Annotated in this window: 13 protein-coding genes and 1 pseudogene; 7 read left to right on the top strand and 7 right to left on the bottom strand. The window is 64.5% G+C overall.

Annotation, left to right across the window (positions count from 1 at the left end; translation table 11 throughout):
* Positions 1-136, bottom strand: a pseudogene (locus ABY454_RS10215) (DNA-binding response regulator); the annotation flags it as partial.
* A 127-nt stretch (positions 137-263) separates the two neighbouring features.
* Between ABY454_RS10215 and ABY454_RS10220 the strand changes: the two are divergent.
* A complete protein-coding gene (locus ABY454_RS10220; protein ID WP_372930388.1) occupies positions 264-797 on the top strand; it encodes a L,D-transpeptidase in 534 nt (177 codons plus the stop codon).
* On the opposite strand, the gene ABY454_RS10225 is transcribed toward ABY454_RS10220, so the two are convergent.
* Complete coding sequence (locus tag ABY454_RS10225; RefSeq protein WP_372930390.1) at positions 794-1,489, bottom strand: YggS family pyridoxal phosphate-dependent enzyme; 696 nt, start codon at positions 1,487-1,489, stop codon at positions 794-796. The genes ABY454_RS10220 and ABY454_RS10225 overlap by 4 nt on opposite strands.
* Positions 1,490-1,620: 131 nt before the next feature.
* Between ABY454_RS10225 and leuS the strand changes: the two genes are divergently transcribed.
* Genes leuS through pyrE form a run of 4 tightly spaced genes read left to right on the top strand, consistent with a single transcriptional unit; the run spans position 1,621 to position 6,406 of the window.
* The gene (leuS, locus tag ABY454_RS10230) at positions 1,621-4,233 is read left to right on the top strand and encodes a leucine--tRNA ligase (protein WP_372930392.1); all 2,613 of its coding nucleotides are present in this window, start codon (positions 1,621-1,623) and stop codon (positions 4,231-4,233) included.
* Complete coding sequence (locus tag ABY454_RS10235; protein ID WP_372930393.1) at positions 4,220-4,744, top strand: hypothetical protein; 525 nt, start codon at positions 4,220-4,222, stop codon at positions 4,742-4,744. The genes leuS and ABY454_RS10235 overlap by 14 nt, the downstream gene beginning before the upstream one ends.
* A gap of 38 nt (positions 4,745-4,782) precedes the next feature.
* Positions 4,783-5,793, top strand: a complete 1,011-nt coding sequence (holA, locus tag ABY454_RS10240) for a DNA polymerase III subunit delta (protein ID WP_372930395.1) — start codon at positions 4,783-4,785, stop codon at positions 5,791-5,793.
* 52 nt (positions 5,794-5,845) lie between these two features.
* Positions 5,846-6,406, top strand: a complete 561-nt coding sequence (gene pyrE / locus ABY454_RS10245; RefSeq protein ID WP_372930397.1) for an orotate phosphoribosyltransferase — start codon at positions 5,846-5,848, stop codon at positions 6,404-6,406.
* Between the two features lie 9 nt (positions 6,407-6,415).
* Here the strand turns inward: pyrE and ABY454_RS10250 are convergent, their stop codons facing one another.
* The 5 genes from ABY454_RS10250 to mnmE form a co-directional block, all read right to left on the bottom strand.
* The gene (locus ABY454_RS10250; RefSeq protein WP_372930399.1) at positions 6,416-7,285 is read right to left on the bottom strand and encodes a ParB/RepB/Spo0J family partition protein; all 870 of its coding nucleotides are present in this window, start codon (positions 7,283-7,285) and stop codon (positions 6,416-6,418) included.
* A 46-nt stretch (positions 7,286-7,331) separates the two neighbouring features.
* Positions 7,332-8,135 (bottom strand): ParA family protein, encoded by an 804-nt coding sequence (locus ABY454_RS10255; protein ID WP_372930401.1) that lies wholly within the window; start codon positions 8,133-8,135, stop codon positions 7,332-7,334.
* Entirely contained in the window at positions 8,132-8,797 is a 666-nt protein-coding gene (gene rsmG / locus ABY454_RS10260; protein ID WP_372930402.1) for a 16S rRNA (guanine(527)-N(7))-methyltransferase RsmG, read from the bottom strand. Before rsmG ends, ABY454_RS10255 begins: the two co-directional genes overlap by 4 nt.
* Positions 8,794-10,677, bottom strand: a complete 1,884-nt coding sequence (gene mnmG, locus ABY454_RS10265) for a tRNA uridine-5-carboxymethylaminomethyl(34) synthesis enzyme MnmG (RefSeq protein ID WP_372930404.1) — start codon at positions 10,675-10,677, stop codon at positions 8,794-8,796. Before mnmG ends, rsmG begins: the two co-directional genes overlap by 4 nt.
* Positions 10,678-10,785: 108 nt before the next feature.
* Entirely contained in the window at positions 10,786-12,126 is a 1,341-nt protein-coding gene (gene mnmE, locus ABY454_RS10270) for a tRNA uridine-5-carboxymethylaminomethyl(34) synthesis GTPase MnmE (protein ID WP_372930406.1), read from the bottom strand.
* Between the two features lie 17 nt (positions 12,127-12,143).
* Between mnmE and ABY454_RS10275 the strand changes: the two genes are divergently transcribed.
* Together ABY454_RS10275 and ABY454_RS10280 are read left to right on the top strand one after the other, a co-directional pair.
* Positions 12,144-14,192, top strand: coding sequence for a thioredoxin domain-containing protein (locus ABY454_RS10275; protein WP_372930408.1), 2,049 nt, complete (start codon positions 12,144-12,146; stop codon positions 14,190-14,192).
* A gap of 53 nt (positions 14,193-14,245) precedes the next feature.
* Positions 14,246-14,462, top strand: a 217-nt coding sequence (locus ABY454_RS10280) for a sterol desaturase family protein (RefSeq protein WP_372930410.1), incomplete at its 3' end; no start/stop codon positions are given.

Raw genomic sequence — 14,462 nt, forward strand, 5'->3', positions numbered from 1 at the left:
GCGCCTGCTTCAGCCCGTCTTGCGCCGTCGGCGCGAGGTCGGTCTCGAATTCCTCATGCAGCGACAATTGCTCGCTCAAGGACTCGCGAAGCTCGTCGTCATCGTCGATGATGAGGATCTTACGCGCATTGCTCATTGGGGTGTCCTTTGGGGAGGGTCCTTGTGGCCAGTCTCAAGGCGAATCCAGATGATGTTTGTAAGGGGGGTATGGCCCGGCGACAAGCGTGACGGGCGGGACCCGCGGGCCAAAAGAGGCGTATTCCATGGGAGTTAGGCGGATTCGCCCCATTATCGTGCGCCGGGCGCCCGGGCGCCCCGCCCAAGCCCGGGTGCAGCTCAGCCACGGCATCCGGCCCGCGGCCATAGGCCGTGGAAGCGTTCGACCACTCAAACGAGAGGGCGACGAGGGTACGCCACTTGGCCGCTTCCCTGTCCGTCTCGTTCTGTATCGCGCCGATCGGGTTTCCCGGCCGCGCGTGGGCGTCCCGGTCCGCGCCATTCGCGCCGACGACGGCTGGTGCGAGAATCCGCACGACCGCAACTACAATCGTCTCGTTCGCCTTGCCGCGCAAAGTGGCGCCGACAGTTTGATGCGCAAGGATGCGCTCTACGACTACATCCTCGTGCTCGGCTACAATGACCGGCCATGCATCAAGGGACGCGGTAGCGCAATCTTCGTGCACCTGGCGCGCGAGGGGTACACACCGACCGCCGGCTGCATCGCATTCTCCAAGTCGGACATGGCCGCCGTGCTCGCCGAGACCAGACGCGGGTCGTCGTTCTTGGTGATGCGCTAGCGAAGAGGAGGGCGGGCGCCGAAGATCGCGGTGCCGACACGGACATATGTCGCGCCGAACGCGATTGCTTTTTCGAAGTCGCCGCTCATGCCCATGCTGAGCTCGTCGAGCCCGAGACGTTGCGCAAGCTTGGCGAGAAGCGCGAAGTGCATGGACGGCTCTTCGTCGATGGGCGGAATGCACATGAGGCCGTCTATGGTGAGGCCATACGTGTCACGGCAGAGCTCGACGAACTCTTCCGTGTCGGCGGGAGCGAGGCCAGCCTTCTGCGGCTCTTCGCCCGTGTTCACCTGCACGAAGAGGCGGGGGCGCAGTCCCGTCTGTTCCAACGCCTCGGCAAGCACGCGGGCAAGCTTTGGCCGGTCGAGCGTCTCAATGACATCGAAGAGCGCGATCGCGTCTTTCACCTTGTTGGTCTGAAGCGGCCCGATGAGGTGAAGCGCGACGTCGGGATGCTGCTCTTTCAGCGCCGGCCACTTGCCTAAAGCTTCTTGCACGCGGTTCTCGCCGAACACACGTTGACCCGCGGCAATTGCGTCCTCGATGGGGGCCGCGGGCATCGTCTTGCTGACGGCAATCAGCTTGACCGCGCCCGCGTCGCGCCCGGCGGCTTTGGCTGCCGCGGCGATCTCGCTTTCGACCTGACGCAAGCGTCCCGGAATATCCGTCGCGGTGTGGCGTTCGTCACTCATGCAGGGTACCTAGCAGACATCTTGGTTATCGCGGGTATCGCCAGCGACGCGCGTCTCTAGCGCGCCTTGACCGGCCTTAGCATTTGGGTTCGATTGCTGCGCCGCATCATTGGATTGGATGGATAGGATAGATGGCCGCCGACCGCTACGACGCGCCGAAACGTGAGAAGCACTGGCAGGAGGCGTGGGAGACCAAGGGCGTCTTCCAGGCCAGCGAGGACGACCAGCGGCCGAAATACTACGTTCTTGAGATGTTCCCGTACCCGTCTGGGCGCATCCATATGGGCCATGTGCGGAACTACACGATGGGCGATGTGGTGGCCCGCTTTATGCGGGCGAAGGGCCACAACGTGCTCCATCCCATGGGCTGGGACGCTTTCGGCCTGCCGGCGGAGAACGCCGCCATCGAGCGCGGCGTGCATCCGGCCAAATGGACCTACGACAACATCGCCACCATGCGCGGCCAGCTGAAGAGCATGGGGCTCTCGCTCGACTGGTCCCGGGAGCTGGCGACCTGCGACCTGGAGTACTACCACCAGCAGCAGCGGCTATTCCTCGACATGCTCGATGCGGGGCTTGTCGACCGCAAGACGCGGAAGGTGAATTGGGACCCCGTCGACAACACCGTGCTCGCCAACGAACAGGTGATCGACGGGCGGGGCTGGCGCTCCGGCGCATTGGTCGAGCAGCGCGAGCAACCCGAATGGGTGTTCAAGATCACCGACTACGCGCAAGACCTGTTGGATGCGCTTCAGTCGCTCGACCGCTGGCCGGAGAAAGTGCGCCTGATGCAGGCGAACTGGATCGGACGTTCGGAGGGTTCGCTCGTGCAGTTCGAGACGGTTCCGGGAACCGCGCCCGACGGTGTCGAGACCATCGAGGTGTTCACCACGCGGCCCGACACGTTGTTCGGTGCGGCGTTCATGGCGATCGCGCCGGACCACGCACTGGCGCAATCCATCGCAAACACGAACGCCGACGCGAAAGCCTTCATCGACGAATGCCACCATCACGGCACGAGCGCGGCCGAGCTCGAGACGCTCGAGAAGAAGGGCTTCGATACCGGCGTGCGTGTGGCCCATCCCGTGATCGAGGGCGAGGAGCTTCCCGTCTACATCGCCAACTTCATTCTCATGGAGTACGGCACGGGCGCGATCTTTGGATGTCCTGCGCACGACCAGCGCGACCTGGAGTTCGCGCGCGCCTATGGCCGTCCCGTGACGCCCGTGGTCCTGCCGCCCGGCGAGGATCCGAAGACGTTCGAGATCGGCGAGGAGGCCTATACGGGTGGCGGCGTCCTGTTCAATTCGGACTTTCTCGATGGTCTGGCGGTGCCGGACGCAAAGAACGCCATGGCGGATCGGCTTGCCGCGCGCACTGTTGCAGGCCGCCCGCAAGGCATACGCAAGACCGAGTTCCGCTTGCGCGATTGGGGTATCTCACGGCAGCGCTATTGGGGCTGCCCGATCCCCATGATCCATTGCGAGGCTTGCGGGATCGTGCCGGTGCCGGCGGACGATCTGCCGGTGAAGCTTCCCGAGGACGTGAGCTTCGACGTGCCGGGCAACCCGCTCGATCATCACCCGGCATGGAAGACCGTGACCTGCCCCAAATGCGGCGCGGCGGCGACGCGCGAGACCGACACAATGGACACGTTCGTCGATTCGTCCTGGTACTTCGCGCGCTTCTGCTCGCCGCGGGCGAACGTGCCGACCAACACGAACGCGGTCGGGCACTGGCTGCCCGTCGATCAGTATATCGGCGGCGTCGAGCACGCGATCCTGCATCTTCTCTATTCACGCTTCTTCACGCGCGCGATGCACAAGACAAAACATGTTGCGGTCGACGAACCGTTCCGGGGTCTGTTCACCCAAGGCATGGTCACGCACGAGACCTACAAGGACGCCGACGGCAAGTGGGTGTTCCCCGACGACGTAACGATGGGCGAGGGGAAGGCGACGCATGCCAAGACCGGCGCGCCGATCTTTGTCGGCCCGGTCGAGTCCATGTCGAAGTCGAAGAAGAACGTGGTCGACCCGGACAGCATCATCGCCGCTTACGGCGCCGACACCGCGCGCTGGTTCATGCTCTCCGACACCCCGCCCGAGCGCGATATCGAATGGACGTCCGGAGGCGTCGAGGGCTCCCATCGCTTTTTGCAGCGGCTTTGGCGCTTGGTGGGAGAGGCGGCAGAGAAGGGCGCCGCGGCAGGAACGGCGCCGCCGGCCGAGATGGGGCCTGAGGCAGAGGCCTTGCGCCGCGCCGCCCACAAGGCCGTGGCGGGAATCACTTCCGCCATCGAAAAGCTCCGATTCAACACAGCCGTCGCCCAGATCTACGAGCTGGCCAACGCCCTCTCTGCTGCGTTGCAACAAGTCGAAAAACAACCTAAGGATGATTTGAGATTCGCCGTCCGGGAGGCGGCGGAGTTTCTGGTCCGCGCCGCGGCGCCCATGGTGCCTCATTTGGCCGAGGAATCCTGGGTTGCCTTAGGAAACGCAGGCCTCCTGGCCGAGCAACCCTGGCCGGAGGCCGATTCGGCCCTTCTGAGCGAGGACACGGTGACCATCGCCGTCCAGGTCAATGGCAAGCGGCGGGACGAATTGACGATTGCGCGAGACGCCTCAAAGGAAGATATTGAGGCTGCGGCGCTGGGTCTGGAAAATGTGGCCCGCGCCATAGGGGGACGTAAGATCAAAAAGGTCGTGGTCGTGCCGCAGAGGATCGTCAATGTCGTGGCGTAATCCCACCGTTGCGCTGTTCGCACTTGCCGTCGTGGCCGGATCCGGTCTCGCGGGATGCGGGTTCCAGCCGCTCTACGGCTCGAACTCAACGACGGCGAACGGCACAAGGCTGACCGAGGCGATGGCCGCTGTCGACGTCACGCCGATTCCCGGCCGCGTCGGCCAGAAGATCCGCAACGAGTTGATCTTCGCCAACACCGGCGGCGGTTACGAAGCGCCGCGCAAATTCAAGCTCAACATTGCGATCCGCGAGAGCGTGATCGACCAGCTCGTGCAGATCAGCGGCGATGCCAGAGGGCAGGTCTACCAACTGGAAGCCAAGTACACGCTCCTGGATTCCAAAGGACGGGTGCTCCACCGCGGCACGGCAATCTCGCGCGCACCCTATAGCCGCTATCAAGAGATCTTCGCGAATGTGCGCGCCAAATACAACGCCGAGGATCGCGCAGCGAAGACCGTATCGGAAAGCATCAAGACGCAACTCGCGGCTTTCCTTGCGACCTCGGCTTAGGCCGTTTCGAATCAAACCGACGCACGGATCTCGCCGCCATGGTTGCTTACAAAGCCTCAGGCGTTGCGCGCTTTCTGAAATCGCCCGATCCCAAATGCCGCGCGGTTCTGGTCTACGGGCCTGACGCCGGGCTTGTGTCCGAGCGCGGGGCCGCCCTCGCCAAGACCTTTGCAGACCGGCTGGGCCCGACGGCAGAGACCATCCGTCTCAACGACCGCGACTTCGCCGAGGAGCCAGGGCGGCTTGCCATTGAACTGCGCACGCAAGCGATGTTTGCATCCGCCAAGGTGGTGCGCGTGACGGCGGGGAACCGCCTCGACGTGCCGTCCCTCAAGGCATTGATGGGTGAGCCGTCGGACAACGCCCTCATCGTGGAGGCGGGCAACCTGCGCCCCGATTCAGGGCTGCGTAAGCTGTTCGAGAAGCTCGCGGAGGGCGCGGCGCTACCCTGCTATGCCAACGAGCGCGACCTGTCGGCGGTGATCGATGCGGAACTCGCCGACGCCGGGCTGACCATCGACCGCGATACCAAAACCTATTTGATGAACCGGCTCGGCGCCGACCAAGCCATGTCGCGCACGGAAGTAGCCAAGCTTGCGCTTTACGCGCGTGGACGCGGCAGCGTCAGCCACGACGACATTGCGGCGATCGTCGGCGACGCGGCGGAGATCGCGCTGGAGGACTTCGTCTATGCCACGAGCGCAGGCGAACCGGGAAACGCGCTGCGCGAATTGCAACGGCTTGCCGCCGCAGGCACCAACCGGTCCCTGGCGCTGAGCGCTCTCGCCCGTCACTTCACGCAACTTCAGCGCGCCGCTGCGACGCAAGCGAGCGGCGGCAATCTGGAGGATGCGATTCGCACCTTGCGCCCCCGCCCGCATTTCAAACGCGAGCCGATGTTCCTGGCCCATTGCCGCCGCTGGGGGGCGCACCGTCTCGCCCAAGCGCTGCCGCTGATCCAGGAAGCAATCCGCCGGACGCGACGATCTCCGGATCTTGAAGGCGCGTCGGCCGAGCGTTTGCTGTTGGCGCTGACGTCGAAGATTTGACGGAACGCGCGCGTCTCCCTAAGGAGGTTCGGCTTTCTCAAAGGGACCCGACATGGATCAAGACGCCGCCACCTTCAAACACCGCAACGAGCTCTTCATGCTCCTCCGGGAACGGGCGTTCCGGCGCGGCCGGGTGGTGCTCGCCTCTGGCAAGGAGGCCGACTACTATTTCGACATGAAGCCGGCCATGCTCGATCCGGATGGGGCCGAGCTGATGGCTGAGCTAATTCTTCAAGCAATTCAAGATGTTAGCGCAGATGCCGTGGGCGGCCTGGAGATGGGCGCGGTCCCTCTCATCGCGCCTGTCGCCATGAAGAGTCCAGCCTTCGGCCGCTACCTGCCCGGCTTCTTCGTGCGCAAGGCGGTTAAGAACCACGGCACCCAGAAGCGGGTAGACGGCAACGATATCGCGGGCAAGTCGGTCATCATCCTGGAGGACGTGACCACGACGGGCGGGTCGGCGATGGATGCCGTGAAGGTGGTGGAGGATGCCGGAGCCAAGGTCGCGCTCGTCATGTCCATCCTCGACCGCGGGGAAGGCGCCGCCGAGCTCTATGCGAGCGCGGGCGTTCCGTTCAAATCTCTATTCAAGGCGGAAGAGTTCCTGGGCTGACATCCGGGTCTAACGTCCCGGACGGCGCATGAGGCGCCGGCGGACGTCCTCGAACTGATCCAAGTTCGTGTAGCGAATGCGCAGCTCGCCCCGCTCGCCGCGGCCCGACTTGATCTCCACTTTCAGTCCGAGCGCGTCGTGAAGTTCAGATTCAGCCGCGCGCGTGTTGGCGTCCTTGCCGGATCCCTTCTTGCGCTTCGGCTTGGCGCTGTCGTCTTGGGCAAGCGCCTCGACCTGGCGCACCGTCAACCCCTCGCTCACGATACGTGCCGCGAGCGCCGCCGCGTCCGGCCTGCCGATCAGGGCGCGGGCGTGGCCGGCGCTGAGCTCACCCTGGCGCACAAGGCTCTGCACCGACTTGGGCAGCTTGAGGAGGCGCAGCGTGTTGGCCAGATGGCTGCGGCTCTTGCCCATGACCTTGGCAAGATCCTCTTGGGTGTAGTCGTGGCCCTTCATCAGCGCGTGATAGCCCTCGCCCTCTTCGATGGCGTTGAGGTCCTCGCGCTGGACGTTCTCGATGATGGCGATCTCGATCGCTTCCTTGTCGGACAACGCCCGAACGATGACCGGCACCTCGTGCAGGTTGGCGCGTTGCGCGGCACGCCAACGGCGCTCGCCGGCGACTATCTCGTAGCGGTCGCCGCCGCCCAGTGGACGCACGACAAGCGGCTGCACCAGCCCCCGCTCGCGGATCGACGCAGCGAGCTCGTCCAGTTGCTCGTTCGAGAAGTCCCGGCGCGGGTTGAAGCGGCTCGCCTTTAGGGACGACAGCGGAACGGCGCGCTGGTCCTCGGCCTGAAGGCCGGCCCCATCGGCCTCGTCGCCAATGAGCGAGGCCAAGCTCCGCCCCAACCGCTTCTTCTGTGCGCTGACCGCCATGTCCTTCTCTCCAAGCTTCAGGCCCGCTGGGGCCGATTCATCTGCATCATGCCGCCCTCATCCGGCGCTCGCGCTCGATCACCTCAGAGGCGAGCTGGATATAGGCTTGGCTGCCGGTGCACTTGTAGTCGTAAAGCAGCACCGGCTTTCCGTGGGAAGGTGACTCCGCCACGCGCACATTACGCGGAATGACCGTCGCGTAGACCTTGTCGCCAAGCACCGCGCGCACGTCCTCCACCACCTGGTCGGACAGGCTGGTGCGCTGGTCGTACATGGTGAGAACCACGCCGTGGATGCGCAGCTTCGGGTTCAGCCGAACCCGGATCTCTTCGACGGTGCTGAGGAGCTGCGCGAGGCCTTCAAGCGCAAAGAACTCACATTGCAGTGGGACCAAGACGGCGTCCGCGGCGGCCAGCGCATTTAACGTCAGCAGATTAAGCGACGGCGGGCAGTCGACGAGAACATAGGTGGTCCGATGTTCCGGGTCCTCGGCGGCGGCCAGCGCGGCAAGGCAGTCGCGGAAGCGGTAGTGCTTGCCGTTGGCGTTTGCGGATTCCCGCTCGAACGACATGAGATCTATCGTTGCGGGAACGATGGAAAGCCGCGGAACATGGGTCGCCACCTTGGCTTCCATGATCGTCGCATCGCCTGTCAGAACGTCGAAGGTGGACTTCTCGCGGGCCTCGATGCCAAGTCCGGTCGAGGCGTTGCCTTGCGGGTCGAGATCGACGATCAGCACTCGCTCTCCGACGGCGGCCAAGGCCGTACCGAGATTGATGGCGGTCGTGGTCTTGCCGACGCCGCCCTTCTGATTGGCGAGTGCGATGATGCGTGTCTTGGCGCGGCTCATGACACTCTCCGGCGCACGTTCGTCACCTCGACGATGAAGGCGTCGTCAGCCGTCAGGCTGCGATGCCGGCGGGACTTAAAATCCCACCCGGCTTTCGCGGCCTCAACCTCGGCCTCTGTCGCGCGACCTTTCAGGAACAGCCCCCTGGTTCCTTCCCCGAAGAACGGCTCTGCGAGCTCTAGGAGACGCGGCAGCGGCGCGAGCGCGCGGGCGCAGACCACGTCTGGTATTAGGCTTTGAGCTTTTTCGGCAAGCTGTTCAATACGCATAGCGTGGATGTCCACAGGGGCCTCCGTGGCGCGCACGACCTCGGCGAGAAACGCGCATTTCTTGGTATTCGACTCGACCAGGCTCATGCGGAAATCCGGCAGGTCTTTCTGCAGAATAGCAACCACCAGGCCCGGAAAGCCGGCGCCCGATCCAAGATCGAGCCAGAGTCGCGCCTCAGGCGCAAGGCCAAGCAGTTGCGCGGAGTCGGCGAAGTGCCGCGACCACAGCTCTGGGAGCGTCGAGGGCGCGACGAGATTGATGGATTTCTGCCAGTGGGCGAGCAGGTCCGCGTAGCGGGTCAGCCTGTGAATTGTTTCATGTGGAACATTAAAGGCTTCGGCGAACGACTCCGGACCGTCGATGAGGATGGGCCCTTTACGCCGCGCACTCATGCGCTTTTCGCCGCTGCGCCTTTTTTGAGATGCGCGAGGAGCAGCATCAAGGCAGCCGGCGTCATGCCATCGAGACGCGCTGCCTGGCCCAAGCTTGCGGGCTTGTGGCTTTCGAGCTTCTGGCGGAGCTCGTTGGAGAGCCCCTGCAGACCGTCGTAAGCGAAGCCGTCCGGAATGGCGATTTTCTCGTCCTTACGGAACGCGGCGACGTCCATTTTTTGGCGCGCGATGTAGACGGCGTAGCGCGCATCGACTGCGAGCTGGCGCGCGGTGACGGCGTCGAGCTCACCAATCTCCGGCCAGATACCGGCCAGGCGGGGCAGATCGATCTCGGGGAAGCTGAGTAGGTCGAAGGCGCTGCGCCGGCGTCCATCGCGATTGATGGTGAGCCCTGCCTTCGCGGCTTCGTTCGGCGTCAGGGTGAGACCGCGCAGCAGTGCGGCGCCGGCCTCGAGCTTCGCCGTCTTTGCGGCGAACGCGACACGGCGCGTTTCACCGACACAGCCAATGTCGAGCCCAAGCGGCGTGAGGCGCTGGTCGGCATTGTCGGCACGCAACATCAGCCGGTACTCCGCACGGCTCGTGAACATGCGGTACGGCTCGGTGACACCACGCGTGACGAGGTCATCGATCATCACGCCGAGATAGCCATCCGCGCGGGTGACAGTGAAACCGTCCGCAGCGCCGGAGGCGGTCAGCGCGGCATTGACGCCCGCGACCAGACCCTGGCCTGCCGCCTCCTCGTAGCCCGTGGTGCCGTTGATCTGGCCGGCGAGAAACAGCCGCGCCACGGCCTTGGTCTGAAGGCTGATGTGAAGCTCGCGTGGGTCCACGTAGTCGTACTCAATGGCGTAGCCGGGCCGGATGACTTCGGCTTGCTCCAGCCCAGGAATGGTCTTGAGGAAGGCGTGCTGCACGTCCTCGGGGAGCGAGGTCGAAATGCCGTTGGGATAGACTGTGTGGTCGTCGAGGCCTTCGGGCTCGAGGAAGATCTGATGGCTGCCACGCCCCTTGAAGCGGACGACCTTGTCTTCGATGGAGGGGCAATAGCGCGGGCCGACGCTATCGATGTCGCCCGAATAGATGGGCGCGCGGTCGAGATTGCCAGCGATGACGCGATGCGTCTCTTCGCTCGTGTGCGTGATGTGGCAGGGCACCTGGGGCGTGGTGATCTCTTTGGTGAGGAAGGAGAATGGCACGGGCCGCGTATCGCCCGGCTGCATTTGCAGGCGGTTCCATTGAATGGTGCGGCCGTCGAGGCGAGGCGGCGTACCGGTCTTCAGGCGCCCCATGCGCAGTCCCAGCCCGTAAAGCCGCTCGGAGAGACCGAGGGCCGGGGCCTCGCCCATGCGGCCGGCGGGGATCTTCGTTTCGCCAATATGGATGAGCCCGCGCAGGAACGTGCCGGTGGTCAGCACCACGGCGCCGGCGCCGAAGTGGCGGCCGTCCGACGTCACCACACCTGTGACCTCGCCGGCCTCGACTACGATGTCGTCGACCGCGGCCTCGATGACTTCGAGATTGGGGGTCTCGGAGATCGCGCCTTGCATGGCCGCGCGGTAGAGCTTGCGGTCGGCCTGGGCGCGGGGGCCTTGAACGGCAGGGCCCTTGGACTTGTTCAGGACGCGGAACTGGATTCCGGCTGCATCCGCCACTTTGCCCATGAGACCGTCGAGGGCATCGATCTCGCGCACCAGGTGGCCCTTGCCGAGACCGCCAATGGCGGGGTTGCAGGACATCTCGCCGATCGTATCGAAACGGTGGGTGAGGAGGGCAGTTGCCGCGCCCATGCGCGCGGAAGCGGAAGCGGCCTCGCAGCCCGCATGGCCACCACCGATGACGATGACGTCAAAGTTCTTGCCCCTAGAAACCTGGCTCATGGGCGGTAAGTAGTGGGTCGGAGGGCTCCCGTCAAAGCGCCGGCCGGGGAGTGTTTCACGTGAATCAAATCAACGCGGTGGCGGCTGCTTGCCGCGCTCCTTGCCGAGCTACTTGCCGATGCAGAACTCGGCGAAGATGGCGCCCAGCACCTCCTCCACGCCGATCGTGCCGGTGAGGCGGCCGAGATGGCTGGCGGCAAGGCGGAGCTCCTCGGCGGCGAGCTCGGGGCCGAGATCATGGTTAACAAAGCGTTTCAGGGCGTCCGCCGTTGACACAAGTTCGGCCCGGTGCCGGGCCCTGGTGATGGGGGCCCCACTAGAAGCCCCGATTCTGTCCCGTGCGGCCGCCTCCAGGCCGCCAATCAAGCCCTCGAGCCCTTCGCCGGTCTTGGCCGATAGGCGCAAAGGGCATTTTGCGGCGTCTTTAGGGGCCAATTCCGGGGTGATATCGGCCTTATTCAGGGCACGCAGAATTGGCTTTTGGGCAAGCGCCTCCGGGGGCTCGAAAACCGGGCTCGTCCCGTCGACGACCCAGAGGACGAGATCGGCGTCCTCCGCCCGAGCGAAGGCCCGCCTTATGCCTTCGGTCTCGACCGGACTTATCCCCGATCTTATCCCCGCAGTATCCGCAAGGATGACCGGGAGCCCGCCAACATCCAGATGCACTTCGATCACGTCGCGGGTGGTGCCGGCCTCTTCGGAGACGATGGCGACATCGCGCTTGGCCAGCGCATTGAGGAGCGACGACTTGCCGGCATTGGTTGGCCCTGCGATGACGACCCGGAGGCCATCGCGCAACACCTCGCCGCTGCGGTCAGCAAGATGGCTCTCAATCGACTGAAGCAGCGGCACCACGATCGCGGCGGCCTTGGCGCTGACATTGGCCGCGACATCGGCCTCGTCGGCGAAGTCGAGCCCGGCTTCCATGAGGCTTTGCGCTTGAACCAGCTCGGCGCGCCAGCCTTCATAGAGACGGCGGAGCGCGCCTTCGCTTTGGGCCAGCGCCTGACGCCTCTGGGCTTCGGTCTCCGCATTGACGAGATCGGCCAGCCCCTCGACCTCGGTGAGATCGAGCTTGCCGTTCTCGAAGGCTCGCCTTGCGAACTCGCCGGGCTCGGCGAGGCGCGTGCCTTCAACTTCGAGCACCGCCTCCACAAGCGCCTGCACCACGGCGCGGCTGCCATGAACCTGAAGCTCGGCCATGTCGTCGCCGGTAAAGCTGCGCGGGGCCGGAAACCACAAAACGAGACCGCGGTCGATGTCGGCCAGCTTCCGCAAGCTCGCCTGGCGCGGCTCGGGCACAGTCCCGACGAGCGCTTCGAGCACGGCGCGCGTGCGCGGACCCGACACGCGGACCACCGCAACGGCTGAAGGCCCGGCACCTGACGCCGGCGCGACGATGGTGCCGCCGCTTTCGGGCACAGCTTGATCTGCGATCGTGCGGCTCATGGAGTATCCTTGAGGCCATGGAAAACGGCCCCGGTAATCAGCTCAAGGCGGAGACCAGCCCCTACCTCCTGCAGCACAAGGACAATCCTGTCCATTGGCACGCCTGGGGACGGGAGGCGTTCGCCGAAGCCAAGGCAGCGAACAAGCCCATCCTCCTGTCGATCGGCTACGCCGCCTGCCATTGGTGCCATGTGATGGCCCATGAGAGCTTCGAGGACGAAGAGACCGCCAAGGTGATGAACGACCTGTTCGTCAACATCAAGGTCGACCGCGAGGAGCGCCCGGACGTCGACACGATCTACATGAGCGCGCTGCACCGGATCGGCGAACAGGGCGGCTGGCCGCTGACCATGTTCCTCACGCCCGACGGGGAGCCCTTCTGGGGCGGCACCTATTTTCCGAAGGACGGCCGCTATGGGAGACCCGCTTTCGTCAGTGTACTGACTACTGTGGCGCAGGTCTTCCGCGACGAACCGGACAAGGTCCGCAGCAATGCCGACGCGATCACCGAAGCCTTACGCCCCCGCGCCCAGGACGGCGGCGCGTCCATGGCGATCAACGACGAAACACTCGCCAATGCTGCCACGCGATTTCTGCAAGCCGTCGATCCGGTGACCGGCGGCATGCGCGGCGCACCGAAGTTTCCGCAAACGCAGTTCTTCGCCTTCCTGTGGCGCGCTGCCTTGCGCTACGGTTTATCGAACCCGCGCGAGGCCGTGCACGTCACGCTGACGAACATCGCGCAAGGCGGCATCTACGATCATCTCGGCGGCGGCTTCGCGCGCTACAGCGTCGACGAACAATGGCTCGTGCCGCATTTCGAGAAGATGCTTTACGACAACGCGCTTCTTGTCGAGCTTCTCACCGAGGCCTGGCGCGAGGACAAGACACGGCTTTACGCTGAGCGCGTGAACGAGACGGTCGATTGGCTATTGCGCGAGATGGTGACGAAGGACGGCGCGTTCGCCTCATCGCTCGATGCGGATTCCGAAGGCGAGGAAGGCAAGTTCTATGTGTGGAGCGAAGCCGAAATTGTCGATGTTTTGGGCGCGGACGATGCGCAACTCTTCGCCGAAGTCTACGGCGTTACCGAGGGCGGCAATTTCGAAGGCCAAAACATTCTCAATCGGCTCGATGCGCTCAAATTGCGCGACGACAAGACGGAAGCAAAGCTTGCCGAGCTGCGCGGCAAACTCTTAGCGCGTCGTGAAGCGCGCGTGCGTCCCGGCTTCGACGACAAAGTGCTGGCCGACTGGAACGGACTCATGATCACAGCGCTCGCCAATGCCGGCGCCGCCTTCGATAAACCCGAATGGCTCGCCGCTGCGGAGGCCGCGTTCGATTTCGTCTTTACACAAATGACCACTGACGGGCGCCTCACCCACGCTTATCGCGACGGGCGTGCCAAGGCGCCGGCCACCGCGAGCGACTACGCCAATATGATCGCGGCCGCACTGGCGCTCACCAACGCGGACAACAATCCGGAATATGTGGAACAGGCCTGCGCCTGGACGCACATTCTCGACGAGCACTACTGGTCGGATGAGCTTGGCGGATACTGTCTTGCCGCCGACGACACGGACGATCTCATCGTGCGGCCGTTCTCCGGCCTCGATGACGCAACACCCAACGCCAACGCCATGATGATCTCGAACCTCATCGCACTATCGTTGTGGACCGGCGAAGCGCGCTACGTGGAACGCGCCCATGAGATGCTGCGGCGTTTCGGTGTTGCGCTCACAGGCAACCCCGTGGCGCATTCGGGCATGCTCGCCGCGGCGATCGACACGATGGCGCCGGCACTCGTCGTCCTCATGGTGCCTGAGGGCGGACACGTCGCAGGGATGCGCGCCGCGCTTCGCGACGTGTCGCTGCCCAATGTCGTGGTGGACGAGGTCTGGGGCGACGAGACGCTGCCGTCCTCATCGCCCGCGTTCGGCAAAGCCCCAGTCGACGGCAAGACAACCGCCTATGTGTGCTTAGGCCCGCAATGCTCGGCGCCCGTCACCGAGCCCGAGAAGCTCGTCGAGACGATCAAGTCCGCGCGGCAGGTGGCGATGCATTGATTGACTCAAATAACCTCAGGTTCCAGAGTCGATGGCGGCACTCGATCGCGTCCATGGTGCCCGTCGCCTACGTGTTGGGGCCGTTCCGCAATCACTTATCGATCGGCCGGATCCACCACTTGCACCACATCAACTGGGGCAAGGAGGGCGACTGCAATTTCGGCCTGTTCCTAACGCTATGGGATCGCGTGTTCGGCACCTTCCAAGCGGAGCCATCCAGATCGATCGAAGCGCACGACATGGGTATCGACGAGGTGCCGAACTTCCCCA

This window comes from Methyloceanibacter sp. (assembly GCF_041573655.1).
Classification (GTDB): Bacteria; Pseudomonadota; Alphaproteobacteria; order Rhizobiales; family Methyloligellaceae; genus Methyloceanibacter.

Bases quoted from the DNA above. Each gene is read 5' to 3' on its own strand.
- ABY454_RS10220 (WP_372930388.1), top strand. From the start codon at position 264: ATGGGAGTTAGGCGGATTCGCCCCATTATCGTGCGCCGGGCGCCCGGG.
- ABY454_RS10225 (WP_372930390.1), bottom strand. From the start codon at position 1,489: ATGAGTGACGAACGCCACACCGCGACGGATATTCCGGGACGCTTGCGT.
- leuS (WP_372930392.1), top strand. From the start codon at position 1,621: ATGGCCGCCGACCGCTACGACGCGCCGAAACGTGAGAAGCACTGGCAG.
- ABY454_RS10235 (WP_372930393.1), top strand. From the start codon at position 4,220: ATGTCGTGGCGTAATCCCACCGTTGCGCTGTTCGCACTTGCCGTCGTG.
- holA (WP_372930395.1), top strand. From the start codon at position 4,783: ATGGTTGCTTACAAAGCCTCAGGCGTTGCGCGCTTTCTGAAATCGCCC.
- pyrE (WP_372930397.1), top strand. From the start codon at position 5,846: ATGGATCAAGACGCCGCCACCTTCAAACACCGCAACGAGCTCTTCATG.
- ABY454_RS10250 (WP_372930399.1), bottom strand. From the start codon at position 7,285: ATGGCGGTCAGCGCACAGAAGAAGCGGTTGGGGCGGAGCTTGGCCTCG.
- ABY454_RS10255 (WP_372930401.1), bottom strand. From the start codon at position 8,135: ATGAGCCGCGCCAAGACACGCATCATCGCACTCGCCAATCAGAAGGGC.
- rsmG (WP_372930402.1), bottom strand. From the start codon at position 8,797: ATGAGTGCGCGGCGTAAAGGGCCCATCCTCATCGACGGTCCGGAGTCG.
- mnmG (WP_372930404.1), bottom strand. From the start codon at position 10,677: ATGAGCCAGGTTTCTAGGGGCAAGAACTTTGACGTCATCGTCATCGGT.
- mnmE (WP_372930406.1), bottom strand. From the start codon at position 12,126: ATGAGCCGCACGATCGCAGATCAAGCTGTGCCCGAAAGCGGCGGCACC.
- ABY454_RS10275 (WP_372930408.1), top strand. From the start codon at position 12,144: ATGGAAAACGGCCCCGGTAATCAGCTCAAGGCGGAGACCAGCCCCTAC.